General features: G+C 37.5%; 13 protein-coding genes and 1 tRNA gene. 3 read left to right on the top strand and 11 right to left on the bottom strand.

Going from position 1 to position 14,519, the window contains the following annotated elements; all coding sequences use genetic code 11:
* Positions 1–226 precede the first annotated feature (226 nt).
* From GY23_RS03535 to GY23_RS03520, 4 genes are all read right to left on the bottom strand, one after another.
* Positions 227–643, bottom strand: coding sequence for an SRPBCC family protein (locus tag GY23_RS03535; RefSeq protein ID WP_075617815.1), 417 nt, complete (start codon positions 641–643; stop codon positions 227–229).
* The gene (locus GY23_RS03530; protein ID WP_075617814.1) at positions 640–972 is read right to left on the bottom strand and encodes an ArsR/SmtB family transcription factor; all 333 of its coding nucleotides are present in this window, start codon (positions 970–972) and stop codon (positions 640–642) included. Before GY23_RS03530 ends, GY23_RS03535 begins: the two co-directional genes overlap by 4 nt.
* 495 nt (positions 973–1,467) lie before the next feature.
* Positions 1,468–2,259, bottom strand: a complete 792-nt coding sequence (locus tag GY23_RS03525) for a cytochrome c oxidase assembly protein (RefSeq protein ID WP_075617813.1) — start codon at positions 2,257–2,259, stop codon at positions 1,468–1,470.
* A gap of 1 nt (position 2,260) precedes the next feature.
* A complete protein-coding gene (locus tag GY23_RS03520) occupies positions 2,261–2,752 on the bottom strand; it encodes a DUF2243 domain-containing protein (RefSeq protein WP_075617812.1) in 492 nt (163 codons plus the stop codon).
* A 136-nt stretch (positions 2,753–2,888) separates the two neighbouring features.
* Here GY23_RS03520 and GY23_RS03515 point away from each other — a divergent pair.
* Positions 2,889–2,960 (top strand) — tRNA-Asn (locus GY23_RS03515).
* Positions 2,961–3,310: 350 nt separating this feature from the next.
* Positions 3,311–3,727 carry a VOC family protein gene (locus GY23_RS03510; protein WP_075617811.1) on the top strand — a complete coding sequence of 139 codons (417 nt, stop codon included), beginning with the start codon at positions 3,311–3,313 and terminating at the stop codon, positions 3,725–3,727.
* A 63-nt stretch (positions 3,728–3,790) separates the two neighbouring features.
* Here GY23_RS03510 and GY23_RS03505 read toward each other — a convergent pair whose 3' ends face one another.
* From GY23_RS03505 to GY23_RS03490, 4 genes are all read right to left on the bottom strand, one after another.
* The gene (locus GY23_RS03505; RefSeq protein WP_075617810.1) at positions 3,791–6,373 is read right to left on the bottom strand and encodes a helicase-related protein; all 2,583 of its coding nucleotides are present in this window, start codon (positions 6,371–6,373) and stop codon (positions 3,791–3,793) included.
* Between the two features lie 212 nt (positions 6,374–6,585).
* Positions 6,586–7,479 (bottom strand): glycine betaine ABC transporter substrate-binding protein, encoded by an 894-nt coding sequence (locus GY23_RS03500; RefSeq protein WP_075617809.1) that lies wholly within the window; start codon positions 7,477–7,479, stop codon positions 6,586–6,588.
* Positions 7,476–8,327, bottom strand: coding sequence for an ABC transporter permease (locus GY23_RS03495; RefSeq protein ID WP_075617808.1), 852 nt, complete (start codon positions 8,325–8,327; stop codon positions 7,476–7,478). Before GY23_RS03495 ends, GY23_RS03500 begins: the two co-directional genes overlap by 4 nt.
* Position 8,328: 1 nt before the next feature.
* Positions 8,329–9,582: a quaternary amine ABC transporter ATP-binding protein gene (locus GY23_RS03490; protein ID WP_075617807.1), complete on the bottom strand. Its 1,254-nt coding sequence runs from the start codon at positions 9,580–9,582 to the stop codon at positions 8,329–8,331.
* A gap of 211 nt (positions 9,583–9,793) precedes the next feature.
* Between GY23_RS03490 and GY23_RS03485 the strand changes: the two genes are divergently transcribed.
* Entirely contained in the window at positions 9,794–10,339 is a 546-nt protein-coding gene (locus tag GY23_RS03485; RefSeq protein ID WP_075617806.1) for a GbsR/MarR family transcriptional regulator, read from the top strand.
* 154 nt (positions 10,340–10,493) lie between these two features.
* Here GY23_RS03485 and GY23_RS03480 read toward each other — a convergent pair whose 3' ends face one another.
* The 3 genes from GY23_RS03480 to GY23_RS03470 all read right to left on the bottom strand — a co-directional run bounded on the left by GY23_RS03480 (position 10,494) and on the right by GY23_RS03470 (position 14,487).
* The gene (locus GY23_RS03480) at positions 10,494–12,194 is read right to left on the bottom strand and encodes a M3 family oligoendopeptidase (protein ID WP_075617805.1); all 1,701 of its coding nucleotides are present in this window, start codon (positions 12,192–12,194) and stop codon (positions 10,494–10,496) included.
* Between the two features lie 199 nt (positions 12,195–12,393).
* Positions 12,394–12,957, bottom strand: coding sequence for an SLOG family protein (locus tag GY23_RS03475; protein ID WP_075617804.1), 564 nt, complete (start codon positions 12,955–12,957; stop codon positions 12,394–12,396).
* Positions 12,958–13,086: 129 nt separating this feature from the next.
* Positions 13,087–14,487 (bottom strand): hypothetical protein, encoded by a 1,401-nt coding sequence (locus tag GY23_RS03470; protein ID WP_075617803.1) that lies wholly within the window; start codon positions 14,485–14,487, stop codon positions 13,087–13,089.
* Positions 14,488–14,519: the final 32 nt, after the last annotated feature.

The following is a 14,519-nucleotide window of genomic DNA, read 5'->3' as shown; positions in this document are numbered from 1 at the left end:
ATATTGCAAAAGAATGGCGCATTTCTTACTTCAGAAATACGCCCTTATCATAAAGAAAGAGTACAATTCTTGCTACGGAATTGCACCCTATTGTTGAAGAATGGTTTATTTGTTTAAAGCGATTAATATTAATAATTATCAATTTCTATTTGATTTATATCTTCAAGTACCCACTCGGAATATTAGTCCTGAAAAGCAGGTACTATGGCGGATGAAGAAATCATTTTTAAAGTTCTGCCAACACTTTTTCGAGCTGATCACCCATTTGCATCCAACTATATTTAGCTCCCTCAATAGCTCCTTGGCGTGCTTTTGTTTCTTCACTGAATCCAGTTTGATCGAAATGTAGATGGGAAGTTCCATCCGAACCTTTTTTCAAAGTCCATGTAACCGTAGTGCTTTCTCCGGCACTTGCCCAAGTGTAAGATAATATATGAGGCTCGTCGACTTCGAGCACTTCGCAATCTACAATTCCGTCCCACCATTCATTTGGCTCAGCTCGGAATTGAAATTTATGTCCAACGACTGGTTTAAAATCATTTTTCCATATCCATTTTGCAAGTGTATCCGAATCTGTTAAAGCGCTCCACACCTGCTCGATTGAACTTTTAAATTGAAAATCTAATGATACATCTGATTTCATTTTTTTTCCTCCAATAAATGATTTAATTTAACAATTCTTTCTTTCCAAAATCCTTCGTAAAAAGATACCCAATCTTGAATCTCTTTCAACGGAGTGGGATTTAACCGATACCTCGTTTCTCTACCAACCCTTCGAGCAATTACGAGATCAGCATCTTTAAGGATAGCCAAATGCTTAGAAACTGCTGTACGACCCATTTGAAAATGAACCGTTATCTCATTGAGAGGCAATTCTTCCACGTCGGCCAACAAACGAAGCAGTTTACGCCGCGTTGGATCGGCAACTGCGTCATAAATATCTCTATTTGGTCTTGTGTTGTTCAAAATCACTCTCCCCCTGATCTGCACAACTCAAAACGACACCGAATGGTGTCTTATTTGTTTTTAAGAATACAACACCATTTGGTGTCTTGTCAAATTATATTTTAGTCATTAGGTAACCATTCTATTCAGTTGTCATCATATCTTTATTTTATTATCCTCTTAAATTAAATTGGCCAAATACAAAAAGACGCCTTCTTACGTAAGAAAAGCGCACGTTAGTCCAAAAAATTTATTACTCAAAAAAAGCATTTTTGTGCTGGACTAATTATATTTTGTATAATCGTTCGGAGTCATACCCTGCTCTTCATCTCTCCATCTACATGCGACTGCAACCTATTGAAAGTCTAAGCTGCATCAAGTCCATACCTTTGAATATCTAAAACAAAGAAAGAATCAGTTCTTTATTGAATGACCCCTTCTACCCTTAATAAAATTGGAACCACTATACTTAAATAGGCTTGAGTATAGTGGTTCCTTTTTAAAGCTATCGTGGTATCAGAACTAAATTACGATGTCCTGTAACCAGTCTTTAGGACGTGTCGCTTTATACCATTGAAAACAAAGGATAAAAATTAGAACAAGTTCAATTGCATCTCCACCGTAGTACATGATCAGCCCCCCTGTTTCCGACTGGGATTTAGTAACTCCATTAGGCGGGTGAGCATAAATATACTTCGATAAGATTCCATGACCCGCAACTGCAATCAATAATATGAATGATCGGTACACGAAACTTTTTCTATGGGAGGTTGGATCAATATATATAATGGAAATCGTAAATAGGTAACCTGCAATAAATACATGGCCATGAAACAACAGAATTAGGTACATGTTCTGCTGTATCAGCATATAGATGTCGGTCGTATAAATAAGCCAAAGTCCGCCACCATTGATAAGTGTCGTGAAAATTGGATTAGTTAATATACCTGTTTGGCGACTTCTAAGTAAAAAAGAAAGTCTGCGTGCATGATTCACTTTCAATGTTCGTAAGGCGAGTGTCATCGGTGCTGAAATCACCATTAGTAGCGGTGCCAGCATGCCTAGAAGTAAATGACTGATCATATGTGAACTGAAATCCATGTGTGCACGTTCTGCCAGCGGACCAATCACCGCGATTGAAGCACAGAGGATCCCCGTGACCCAGAAAAAAGTTCGATGGAGTGGCCATTTTTTCTTATAGCGACGTGAGGTCACAATAACTGCGATTATATACCATAACATTGCTAGAACAAGTGGCACTGCAAAGAAGATTTGTGTAATGAACGTGATATTTTCATGATTGTTAGCACCCATATTAACTGTTATTAACCGTTTTTCCTACACGATCATGCACAAAAAGGATATATGCAAAAACAATCATCGCGAAAGCAGTAATATTCCATATAGCATCATACAATGTAATATCCACATTGTAGCGAATTTGATGCAAACGCATCAACTTATGTTGTATAGTCCCATCATATAACTGGAATGTACCCGCTCCTAAGAATATTCCACCTACCCACCGTTTGAGCCAAAATGCATGTCGACGATGAAGATCGGCTAACATGAAAGATGATCCAATCGTAGCGAACCAACTCAATGCATGAAATAACCCATCAGATACCAGTCCGATATCCGTCGTGGACTTGTCGTAAAAATGGTGCCAATGCAACAATTGATGGAAAACGGTCTCATCTATAAAGGCAACAAGGCCGAGGCCGAATAGAAAGCCACCCCAAAAATTTCGGCTTGAATAAGCAAATCGGTTTGCATGACTCTGCTGTTTTTTCTTCTCAGTGACCATAGCAGATTCTCCCCTGTTCACATATCGTATTTTCCCCCAGTTTTACCACTGGGCAAATAAGTTAAACAATTTATCTAAACGAATGCATCGCTCGCCATTTATTGGTCATACTATTATTACAATGTTATTTTTTTATTCCGAAGTAGCTCAGTGGTAGAGCAATCGGCTGTTAACCGATTGGTCGTAGGTTCGAGTCCTACCTCCGGAGTTGCAAGAAATTGCAGGAGTATTTGGTATTTCGCAAATCACACATGCCCAATCAAAAAAATAAGAGCGAACTCCTTCATGCAAAAGGAGTTCGCTCTTATTTTTTGATTAAATGAGATTAAAGATTACATCAAACAGTTTTGTCTTAACCTATATGTGTGTTGTTTGAATTGTTCCTTATGGTCGGTATACATATTCATTCCTCTCGAGCTTTTTTGAATATAATCCAATTTCCGATTCTGATATTCTTCTCGTCATTCGGGATATATCTAAAAGTTCAAAAAAATTACTATTCATGTTACACTAACAAATAGAATTTTATCTAAAATCATATACACGGGAGTGAAGAAGATGGCACTTGAGATTTATCTTAATTTTAACGGGAATTGTCGAGAAGCAATTAACTACTATGCACAAGTGTTTGAAACAGAAACACCAGAAATCATGACTTTTGGCGATGCACCGCCACATCCTGACCATATTTTACCGGAAGAAGCAAAGAACCTGGTGATGCATTCACGATTTGAAATTAACGGAAGCACTATGATGTTTTCAGATGTTTTCCCAGGGATGCCTTTTATAGTTGGAAATAACATTAGCTTGGCTTATGTAAATGAGAATTTAGAAGATGTGACTTCCAAATTCAATAAACTAAAAGAAGATGGAAAAGTTGGAATGGAGCTACAAGAAACTTTTTGGAGCAAAAGTTATGGCAGTTTAACCGATAAGTTTGGAATTGAATGGCAGTTTAACTATGGTAGTATGTGAAAATCGGAAGTAATAGTAAAGGATATAGAACTTTTCTTGGTGGAAAAGTATTCTATATCCTTTTTATTTTCGGTGATGATGGAATTTCGGTATATTTTTATATCCGCTTTGATGACATTCATCGCAAATTGGAAACCGCGCATCATCTGGTAATTTTTTCCTGCATCGCTTGCATTTTTTCTGATAATGAACCACTTCATCTTTCAATTGATCATGAACACCGTTGCTTATTTCTTCTCTAATACGTTCCCAATATACCGCTTCGGTTCTTCTGTTAATACGATATAAAAATAACAGGTGAAGTCCTATGGCTTTATACGATAGTTCTAAATCTTCGAGATTTTTCGTTGCGATAACCGGTTCCGGCAAATCCTTGCTTTGTGCAATTGCTTTTATCGTTTTAAACCACTGATGTACGAGCCCTTGCTCCTTACCTGAAAATGGCAAGTGGAGAAAACCATATAAATCCATTAGCGAAAAACGCACTTCGATTTCAGTATCTCGAATCAGCTCATAAAGTTCTCGTTCCTGTGATAGAGATGATTTCTTCGTTCCTTTTGGAGGAACGAACTGATCCCACATTTCAAAAAACAATCCCATGTTGCGGTAATATTTTTGGAACCGTTCAAATATTTGTGAGGTAGGTGCAATAGCAAAGATTTGTACAGGTTCATCTACTTGTTCGAGGAGCCTTTGCATTGCTTGAATGTCAGACGCAAATGCCACTTTTCCTATGTCATAAATTCCTTTACGTCCCGCCCGTCCTGCTATTTGCTTTACTTCTTGAGAGTTTAATCTTCTTCTGCGTGTTCCATCAAACTTTTCATTCTCCAATAAGACAATGCGTTGGATTGGTAGATTTAATCCCATCCCTATGGCGTCTGTAGAAACAACAACTGAGGTTTCACCACGATTAAAAAGCTGGATTTGTCTCTTCCTGTTCTCTGGTGGCATGCTGCCATAAATGATGCTGACTCTATGCCCATTCCTTTGCAATAAAGAAGCAGTTTCAAGAACTTTTCTACGGGAAAAACAGACAATAGCATCGCCTTTTCTCGTTTGTTTGAGAACGAATTCTCTTGGTTCTACCTCTAAAGGGATATCGCGGCTATACTCGTGTAATTCAATTTCGGCTTCATCTAACAGGTCATATAACATGGATTTAATATTTCTACTACCGATTATGTGAACTTCATTGGCATTTGCTTTCATGATTGCTTGAAACCAAGAAAAGCCACGGTCTTTATCGGCAATCATTTGTGCCTCATCAATGACAATTACCTCATAAAAGTCTCGCTCATGGAACATCTCGACCGTAGAAGAAAAATGTTTAGCATCCTCCACGACCTTTTCTTCTTCCCCTGTCTTTAATGTGCATGGAATACCTTCTGCATTTAGCTTGTCATAAATTTCTAAGGCTAGGAGACGCAGAGGAGCAAGATATAGACCACTATCGGCAACTTTCATTTTTTGGAGTGCTTGATGTGTCTTTCCAGAATTGGTCTCGCCTATATGCAAAACATACTTCATGCTTTTTCCTAAAGTAGGAGTAAAGGCCTGGCCAAAAATATCATCAATGATTCTTTCCTTTTCGGCCTTTAATCTAGCCAGTTCTGCCAGTTCTTCTTCTTTTCTTCGCTCTCTTTCCGCTACATCCTTTTCGAATATCTTCAAATGCTGTTGTTCATCAAAAGGGAATTCCGCAAGTTTTAGTAAATCGCTTAGGAATTCTTCTTGCAGTTCTTCATAAAAGGTTTCCGATAACTCAGCTAATTCATCACGAATCAACTTTTTAAGGAAGCCCACTTTAAGCTGTTCCCCATATGCCTTCGAAAATGTTAGCTGCATTTTATCAGAGAGTAGTTCAATTACTTTTGTAGGAGCAAAATCCGAAATGAAATCCGTGACAAGCCTTTCATACCGATAGTAATAGGTCTCGTATTCATAATGTCTTCTTCCCCAATCAAAAATAGAGTGGATATTACCAGTAAGTTCACCAAGGAATTCATTCACCAAAACATATTCTGTATGATTAAAATCCCCTACTATATCAAGGCGTTCTTCAATCATATAAGGCTCCATGTTTTTGTACTTCGGCTTGGTAAGGAGGTCATTTATTAATTGTTTGGCCATTTGATATCGGAGATGTACATATAATGAAAGGGAGTGCTTTTCAAAGAAATTGTCTGTTTTCTCCTTAAGCAATGATTGAATGTTCCATCGTTCCTCCGAATTCTTTTGCTCTTCTCGAAATTTAGAGAAAGAACCTCTAGCCTTTACATATCTCTGCTCCCAGTTTTTCGGGTTTTCTTTGTGTGTTTTAATGAGCCATTCTCGAACATTAAATGGCTTATAATTCTTCATTTTGTTACGGAACAATTTGCTGATTTGTTTATGATCTACTCCTGTAGTCATATAACCATTTTCATTCAAGTACATCTTTTTTTCTTTTTTCGGGACATCATTTGATGCTTTATTGATCCATAGATCTGTCCATATCTGTTCGATATATATTTTTTTATCAGAAAGGTATTTCTCGAATTCAGGCAACTCCGCTTGAGTTTCCATATATCGATCCATATTCCCATAAATTTTTTGTTTAGTTTGCTCTATTGCAATTGGGTATATATCTAATAATTTACTCATCGTCATCCCCTTTCACCGAACGTGACTATATTCGAATTTTCTTCCACTTAGTATTCTCCAAAAAACTGATTTAAATTAAACAGTCCATTGGATATTTAGGTATTTTCAAAAAGATTAACTCCGATTATAACACACATACGTTCCATTACTTTTTTAAATGCATGTAAAAAGGCTCATCACTTATTCAAGTGATGAGCCTTTTATATACATTATTACTCTTGTAAATCTTCTATCGATGTAATATCCATATATTCAGGAACTACTAAACCAATTTTTACACCTGTCATATTAATACCAAGTTCTTCAAACTTGCCATCAAATTTCTCCTCATATGTTGCGTGTGTAAGAGGTAACCATGCAGCAAGTGATGCATCTGCACTCCCGTCTGCTACTGCTGTCCATAATGGACCAGCTTCAACCTGTGTTAACGTAACGTCATATCCCATATCTTCCAAAACAATTTTCATGACATTGTGGCTTGCGATTTCACTATCCCATGCAACATAAGCAAGTTTAATTTTATCGCCATTCACTTTTTCTACACCATTTGTCCAGGCCGCAACTTTTTCCTCGTTTGCATCAACCCAGTTTTGTGCAGCCACTTCTTCTTTTTCGCCGGTTTGCATGGCGATCATCACTTCACCTATATCTTCTTGAGACCAATTGAATTGTGACAGAATTTGATGAGCTTCCGGTAAATCCTCTTTTAAGCCATTTCTTGCGATAGTACGGATTTCCTCTTCTCCACCAAATACGCCTTTTGGATCTTCAAGATATTTTAAATCGTATTCAGCGAACATCCAGTGTGGTGTCCAACCTGTTACGATAATTGGTTCTTCTTTATCATACGCTTTTTTCAATGCAGCAGTCATTGCTGCACTTGATCCAGAAACAAGATCCCAGTCTTCCAATTTATAATCTATAATTGCATTCGCGGATGCTTCCATTATTCCTGCACCTGGATCAATTCCAGTGATTTTATTATCGACTGATTCCCCGACCGATTTTGATTCTGAAGATGTTTCCCCATCATTTCCGCATGCTGCCAACCCAAGTGTCAGTAGAGCGATTGCACCGAATCCTGTTATTTTCTTTGTAAATGTCATAATAATCTTCCCCCTTTTTTATTCTTTCCTGCATGTTGCGTTATGCGATCCAAAATAATTGCCACGATTACTATGGATAAACCGGTTTCAAATCCTTGCCCGGTTTTCAACTGTGTTACCGAACGATAAACCTCTTCGCCCAGCCCTGGTGCACCAACCATTGATGCAATAACAACCATAGAAAGAGAAAGCATTATGCTTTGGTTAACTCCAGCCATCATAGTGGGTTTGGCAAGTGGAATTTGAACTTTACTCAATCTTTGCCAAGTAGTTGACCCAAATGCTTCTGTTGCTTCAATTAAATCTTTCGGAACCTGTTGAATGCCTAGCATCGTTAAACGGATAGTCGGCGGCATTGCAAAGATGACGGAAGCGACCACTCCTGGCACTACTCCGATATTGAAAAAGAAAATTGCTGGCAACAAGTAAACAAACGCAGGCATTGTCTGCATTAAATCCAAAATCGGATTAACGATTTTCCGAACACCTGATTTCTGTGAACTCCATATACCGATTGGGATACCTATTGCAATTGCAAAAAATACCGACGTTAACACAAGAGCTAACATTTGTAGCATTGGATACCAGTAACCTAAATAATCGATGAACAATAGACCAATTAAAGAGAACAACGCTATCTTTCTTGTTGAAATAACCCATGCTAGCAAAGCAAATAGAACTGCAAGTAATATTGATGGAACCATATCAAGAATGTCAACAGAACCTTCAACGATTCCTGCCAATAATTCTGCAATGCCGTCAAATAGAGTGCCGAAAGTTGTTACAAGCCAATCTATTCCGTGGTCGATCCACTCTGCAAACGGAAGACGAGGTAAAAGCTGATCCATATTAAATCACCTCCGTAGTCGTTTGGTTTATGGAGTTAATTATTCCATCACTATTAATAAACTGATTGTCACCTGATAAAGCACCAATCAGTGCACCACGTATGATTATGCCTTGTAACTTTTGGTCTTCACTAATGACAGCTACAGGAACGACAGCCGTTGATACTACGTCAAATAATTCTGTTAGCACTGTATCTGCAGATACCATGGGAAGATTAGTAATAAGGACTTTGTCTAACGATTTATCAGATTCTGTCGCTTTCAATGCATCCTGAGCCGTTACAGCTCCTAACAGACGATTGCTCTTATCTACTACGTATATTGAAGAAATCCCTAGTTGTTTCATGAGTCGTAAAGCAACCCGTGGACCACGATCGATTAGCAATGTATCTGCCTTTTTCATGATGTGACCAGCTGTTAATACTTTTGATAAGTCGACATCTTCAACGAAACGTTCGACATATTCGTTTGACGGACTCATCAGTATTTCTTCTGGTGTGCCAATTTGTACAATTTCTCCGTCTTTCATCAAAGCAATACGGTCGCCAATTCGAAGTGCCTCATCTAAGTCGTGGGTAATGAAAATAATCGTTTTTCCCATGTCGTGATGAAGTTGTAACAACTCGTTTTGCATATCTTTTCGGATAAGGGGGTCAAGTGCACTAAAAGCTTCGTCCATAAGTAATATATCCGGATCATTTGCAAGAGCCCTTGCAAGTCCGACACGTTGTTGCATACCACCGCTTAGTTGACTCGGATACTGATCTTCATAACCAGCCAGCCCTACGAGTTTCAAAGATTCCTGTGCTTTTTCCAAACGTTCATTTTTCGGCACTCCTTGAATTTCCAACCCATATTCTGTATTTTCAACAATTGTCTTATGAGGAAATAGTGCAAAATTTTGAAAGACCATGCCAATTTTTTTACGCCTAACTTCACGAAGTTGATCTTTGCTCATTTGTACAATGTCTTCACCATCAAGTAAAATTCGTCCTAATGTCGGTTCTATTAATCTATTTAACAATCTAACGAGGGTTGACTTCCCACTGCCAGACAGTCCCATTATGACAAATATTTCTCCTTCATAAACATCGAAGGTTGCATTATTCACCCCAACTGTTGCACCTGTTGCTTTTAAAATATCTTTCTTCGACGCACTTTCCTTAAGCAATTGCGCCGCTTTTTTACTGTTTTTGCCGAAGATTTTAGTAGCGTCTATCACTTCTATCTTCTTCTTGATTATTTGTTCATTCATACATACACTCCTCGATTCATTACCTAATACTATTTAAGTATAAATGTAAACTTTTTGTAATACAACATAAAATACTATTTATATAGTTCATACAGAAAAAACTGTACAAACAATATTTATAATAAATTGCATTTTTGGCAAGGATATAATACTCTTAAATAAAATAGTTGGATTAGTTGAGTAGAGCCATTACAGTGGAGGGAATACGTTGATGGAAGGTAAAGAAAAACATGAAAAAGCTCGGGAGAGAATTATTGAAACAATAGCCCAAAATATACATCTTTATGGCTTAACTCCTTCTACAGGAAGACAGTATGGCATGATGTATTTTCAAAATGAACCGTCTACATTAGACGTAATGACAGAAAAACTTGGGATGAGCAAAACTAGCATGAGTACTTCCGTTAGAGCATTATCCGATTTGAAATTAGTCGAGCGTGCATGGAAAAAAGGAGTACGAAAAGATTTATACCATACAACTGAAGATTGGTATCAAAGTTTTATTGATCTTTTTTCAATTAAGTGGCGGAGATCTGTGTCGCTTTATACAGCGGCTATTAAAAAATCATTAGTTGAACTCCATGAGCTTATATCTGATCCAACGATTAGTGAAGAACTAAAAAAAGAAGTCCAAATAGATATCGACAAACTAATGTATATTAAGAATTACTATGAATGGCTCGATCGTCTCGTTGATGTGTTTGAAAGTCATGAAATATTTAATCTTGTCCCTATCAATGATGAAACGAAAGAATAGTTCAGAAAGTCAGTTTTGCTCGATTTACTACATTTGATATACAGAAAAAGGCAGACAATAAATTGTAGTTTACAATTTATTGTCTGCCTTTTAAATTTATGGATTATTTCCAATTAACAAATGAAATGTAGGTATATGCATACAAAATTTTGGTTTAAAGTGCTTTATCGTCAATCGAATTTAACCATTGCTCAATCGGCCCAATTACCGATTCCACACAGCCTTCTTCAAAAGGAGAAATCAAGTTTGCTTCCTTTACAAGACCAGTGAACGACAGACTTCCGCCAATCTTGCATAAGTGTACATAGTCAGCCCAAGCTTCTTCACGATTTTCGAGTGTTCGCTTAAAGAACTGGAAAGCACAAATTTGAGCTAATGTATAGTCAATATAATAAAAAGGCGATTGATAAATATGGCCTTGTCTTTGCCAAAAACCACCTGATTCCAAATATTCATTGCCATCATAATCACGGAAAGGTAAATATTTTTCTTCAAGTTCTTTCCAAGCTGTTTTGCGTTCTACGGGAGTTGCTTCAGGATTTTCATACACAAAGTGTTGAAATTCGTCGACTGCAACGCCATATGGTAAAAACTCGAGTGAATTACTTAAATGAGAAAATTTATACTTATCCGTATCTTCTTTGAAAAAGTTTTCCATCCACGGCCATGTGATAAATTCCATGCTCATTGAATGGATTTCACACGATTCATAGGTTGGCCAGTTATATTCTGGAATTTCAAAATGACGACTAGAATACACTTGGAATGCATGTCCTGCTTCATGTGTCAAAACATCAATGTCACCTGATGTTCCGTTAAAGTTAGAGAAGATAAATGGTGCTTTATAATCTTCGATATAGGTACAATACCCCCCACTTGCTTTTCCTTTTTTCGCGACAAGATCCATTAAGTTGTTATCAATCATGAAATCAAAGAACTCGCTTGTTTCAACAGATAGATCATCATACATCTTTTTGCCGCCCTGAATAATCCATTCTGGAGATCCTTTTGGTGTTGCATTCCCTGTTTTATAATTAAATGATTCATCATAGTATTTAAGCTCATCGACACCAATACGTTGTTGTTGGCGTTCTTTTAATTTAGAAGCTAACGGGACGATATATTCTTTCACTTGATCACGGAATTTTTTTACCATTGCGGCATTATAATCGGTTCGAATCATTCGGTAATAACCAAGTTCTACAAAGTTTTTGTACCCTAAAGTCTGAGCCATTTCTGTACGAATTTTGACTAGGTCATCATAGATGCGATTGAGTTGCTCTTCATTTTCCGCAAAGAAATTAAAGTAAGCCTCTTTGGCTTTTTTCCGCATGTCACGATTGGTGGATTCCGTAAAAGGAGTCATTTGAGCAAGCGTGCGTTCTTCACCTTCAAAATCTATTTTTGCGGATGCAATCAACTCCTGGTATTCAGATGTCAGTTTGTTTTCTTTTTGCATCATCGGAATGATCTTGGCATCAAATGACTTGATTTGTGCATCTGCGATCGCAAATAATTGCGTGCCCCATTTTTCTTCCAATTCCACTCGGAACGAAGAACTTACCAATGCTTTATAATAGTTGGTAATTAAATCATCCACTTTGGGACTAAGTTCATCGAGATAGTCACGTTCAGTTTTATAATATTCATCATTTGTATCGATGGAATTCCGGACAGAAACGAGATTCATCATCGTTCCAACATTGTTTCTAATTTCATTGATTTGTTTCATAGCATCACTTTGTTCTTCGACAGTTGTTGAATCTCTAAATTTACGTAGTGCTAGTTCAAATCCTGATTCAATTTCTTCGAATACTGGTCGAGTATACGTGAACTCTTCAAATTTTGTGACCATCTCAAATCATCCCCTAATATCTTTTTATCTCGATGCAAAGAACATTCTAGTGCTTCAAGAAATCTCCTAAATTACTTTTTATAGCTGTTATCCATTTTAACACAAACCCACTATTTAGAATAAGTAGAATTTTCTACTACTTTGGGTTCCTATATAAAATAATAGGCTACTAAAAAATTATAGTATGATGTTTGTCAATTTATGCATCTGGCCACTGATTTTGCTGTTCTTCCTCCGCAATCATCTGTAAGTCATCAGCTGAGATTGATATAATGTGATAGTCATGTCGCTCTGCATATTGTGCAGCAAGTTTTTTCATGAATTTAGGTGATCCTTCATTTTCTTCATCATAGACGATGAGCAAACCATCGGAATTTCGAATGACGAATTTGTTTTTCTCCATCATCTGCCACGGACCTTCGTATGGTCTTTTAGTCACGCTCGTTTGAAAATCGGCTTTTTGACAGATCGTTTGATACTTTTCTTTATTAGTATCTTTCCATTTTAGATCTTGTTCTAAAAAGGGAGTAATAATCGCGTATTGTAATTGTGGATATGTACTTTTCAATTCAATGACCAGCTCAGCTGCCCATGTTTCAACACCTAATTGCCCACTGATAATCACCCATTCCAATCCGTCATCAAGCAATGGAACTAATTCGTTTTTCAAGGCTTTTTTGATATACAGAATCCCGGGATGTTTTTCATCAAATACGCCTAGTTCATGTTGTTTATACCCTGTAATTACTAATCTTTTTATCATACGAGTCCCCTTGTCCTGGTAAAATTTATTATTCTAGTTTAACATCAAATCGTTAACAATAGAAAGACGATCTACGAGTAGAACCAAGAAAAACCCTCGCATGACGAGGGTTTAACGTAACATAATCATTTAAATTAAAAACATCGCAACAATTGTAGTGACTACTAATCCAATTGTAACTGGCAAAAGGTTTCTTCGAGCAAGTTCAAAAGGATCGACGCCACAAATGGCAGCTGCAGGAATGATTGCCCAAGGAACCAACGTACCTCCACCAACCCAGATTGCAGCAATTTGACCTAGGGCCGTCAATGTGGCTGCACCTGCTCCAATTGCTGTTGCAAATATTGTAGCTATAGAACCTACTAATGAAATTCCTGAGAAACCAGACCCATCAAGCCCCGTAATTGCACCAACTACCGTTAATGTAATAGCCCCGACTTCTTTACTTAGCGGAACAACAGATGCGAGAGCTACTCCGAGGTCATTAACAATCCCATTTGAATTTTCAGGTAGAAGTTCTCCGATGATCTTAATAAACCCTGCATCACCTAAATAGAAAAAAGCTGCAATCGGAATAACAGCACCGAAAACTTTAAAACCAAATTGGAAGCCTTCAATTAGATAACTTGTTGTTTGTTCTAGACCTTTATTTTTGTGACTAACCATTGTAATTAATAGAAGGATAAAGACGGATGTTCCACCGATTAATGCAGTAGCATCGCCGCCTTGCAAATTAAGAACAGACATGGCAACTACATCGAGTGCAAAGAGTAAAGGAATAAAAAGAGCAAAAAATCGCTTTTGAATAGAGGAGAGTAATTTTGAATGTTGAGGAGAAGGTTCTGTAGTTGGTGTAGCTGTTACACCTGTAGTAGCGGTTAATTTACCTGACTTTATATCCCGCTTCAAGAAATAAAAAGCGATAACAGTGGTTACAAATCCCATAACAATGACAAGCGGAATGCTGGCACTAATTACTTCATTAACTGGAAGTCCTGCGGCATCTGCCGTCAATTTAGGAGCACCTTGTATGATAAAATCACCGGACAAAGCTATACCATGACCGAATAAGTTCATAGCCATCGCGACGCCAAGTGCGGGTAGTCCAACACGGATTGCAACTGGTAGTAAGACTGCTCCTAACAACGCTACTGCAGGAGAAGGCCAAAAAAACCAGGAAATGAACATCATCAGTATTCCGATTGTCCAATACGCAAGTGCAGGAGTTCTAATCAGTTTGGAAAACGGAGAGATCATGACATCATTAATCCCTGTTGAAGTTAACGTTTTACTCATTGCAACAATTATTGAGATAACGAGAATCGTAGGAAGTAATTCTGTAATTGCGTAGATAAAACTTGAAAAAACCCCGCTAACCGAGGCTGTAATTGAGCCCGTAGCGATAATGGCAAGTGAAAAAATACCGATAATACTTACGAGTGTTGTATCCCTTCTCATTACCATAAAACCAATAATCAAAAAAATAAAAACAACGTAAGTCCAATGCAGCGCTGTCAATTCAACGCTCATTTGTCTTCCTCTCCTTCCTTATAAACATCTAA

This window comes from Paenisporosarcina indica (assembly GCF_001939075.1).
Lineage (GTDB): Bacteria > Bacillota > Bacilli > Bacillales_A > Planococcaceae > Paenisporosarcina > Paenisporosarcina indica.
This window is presented reverse-complemented; position numbering and strand designations above follow the sequence as displayed.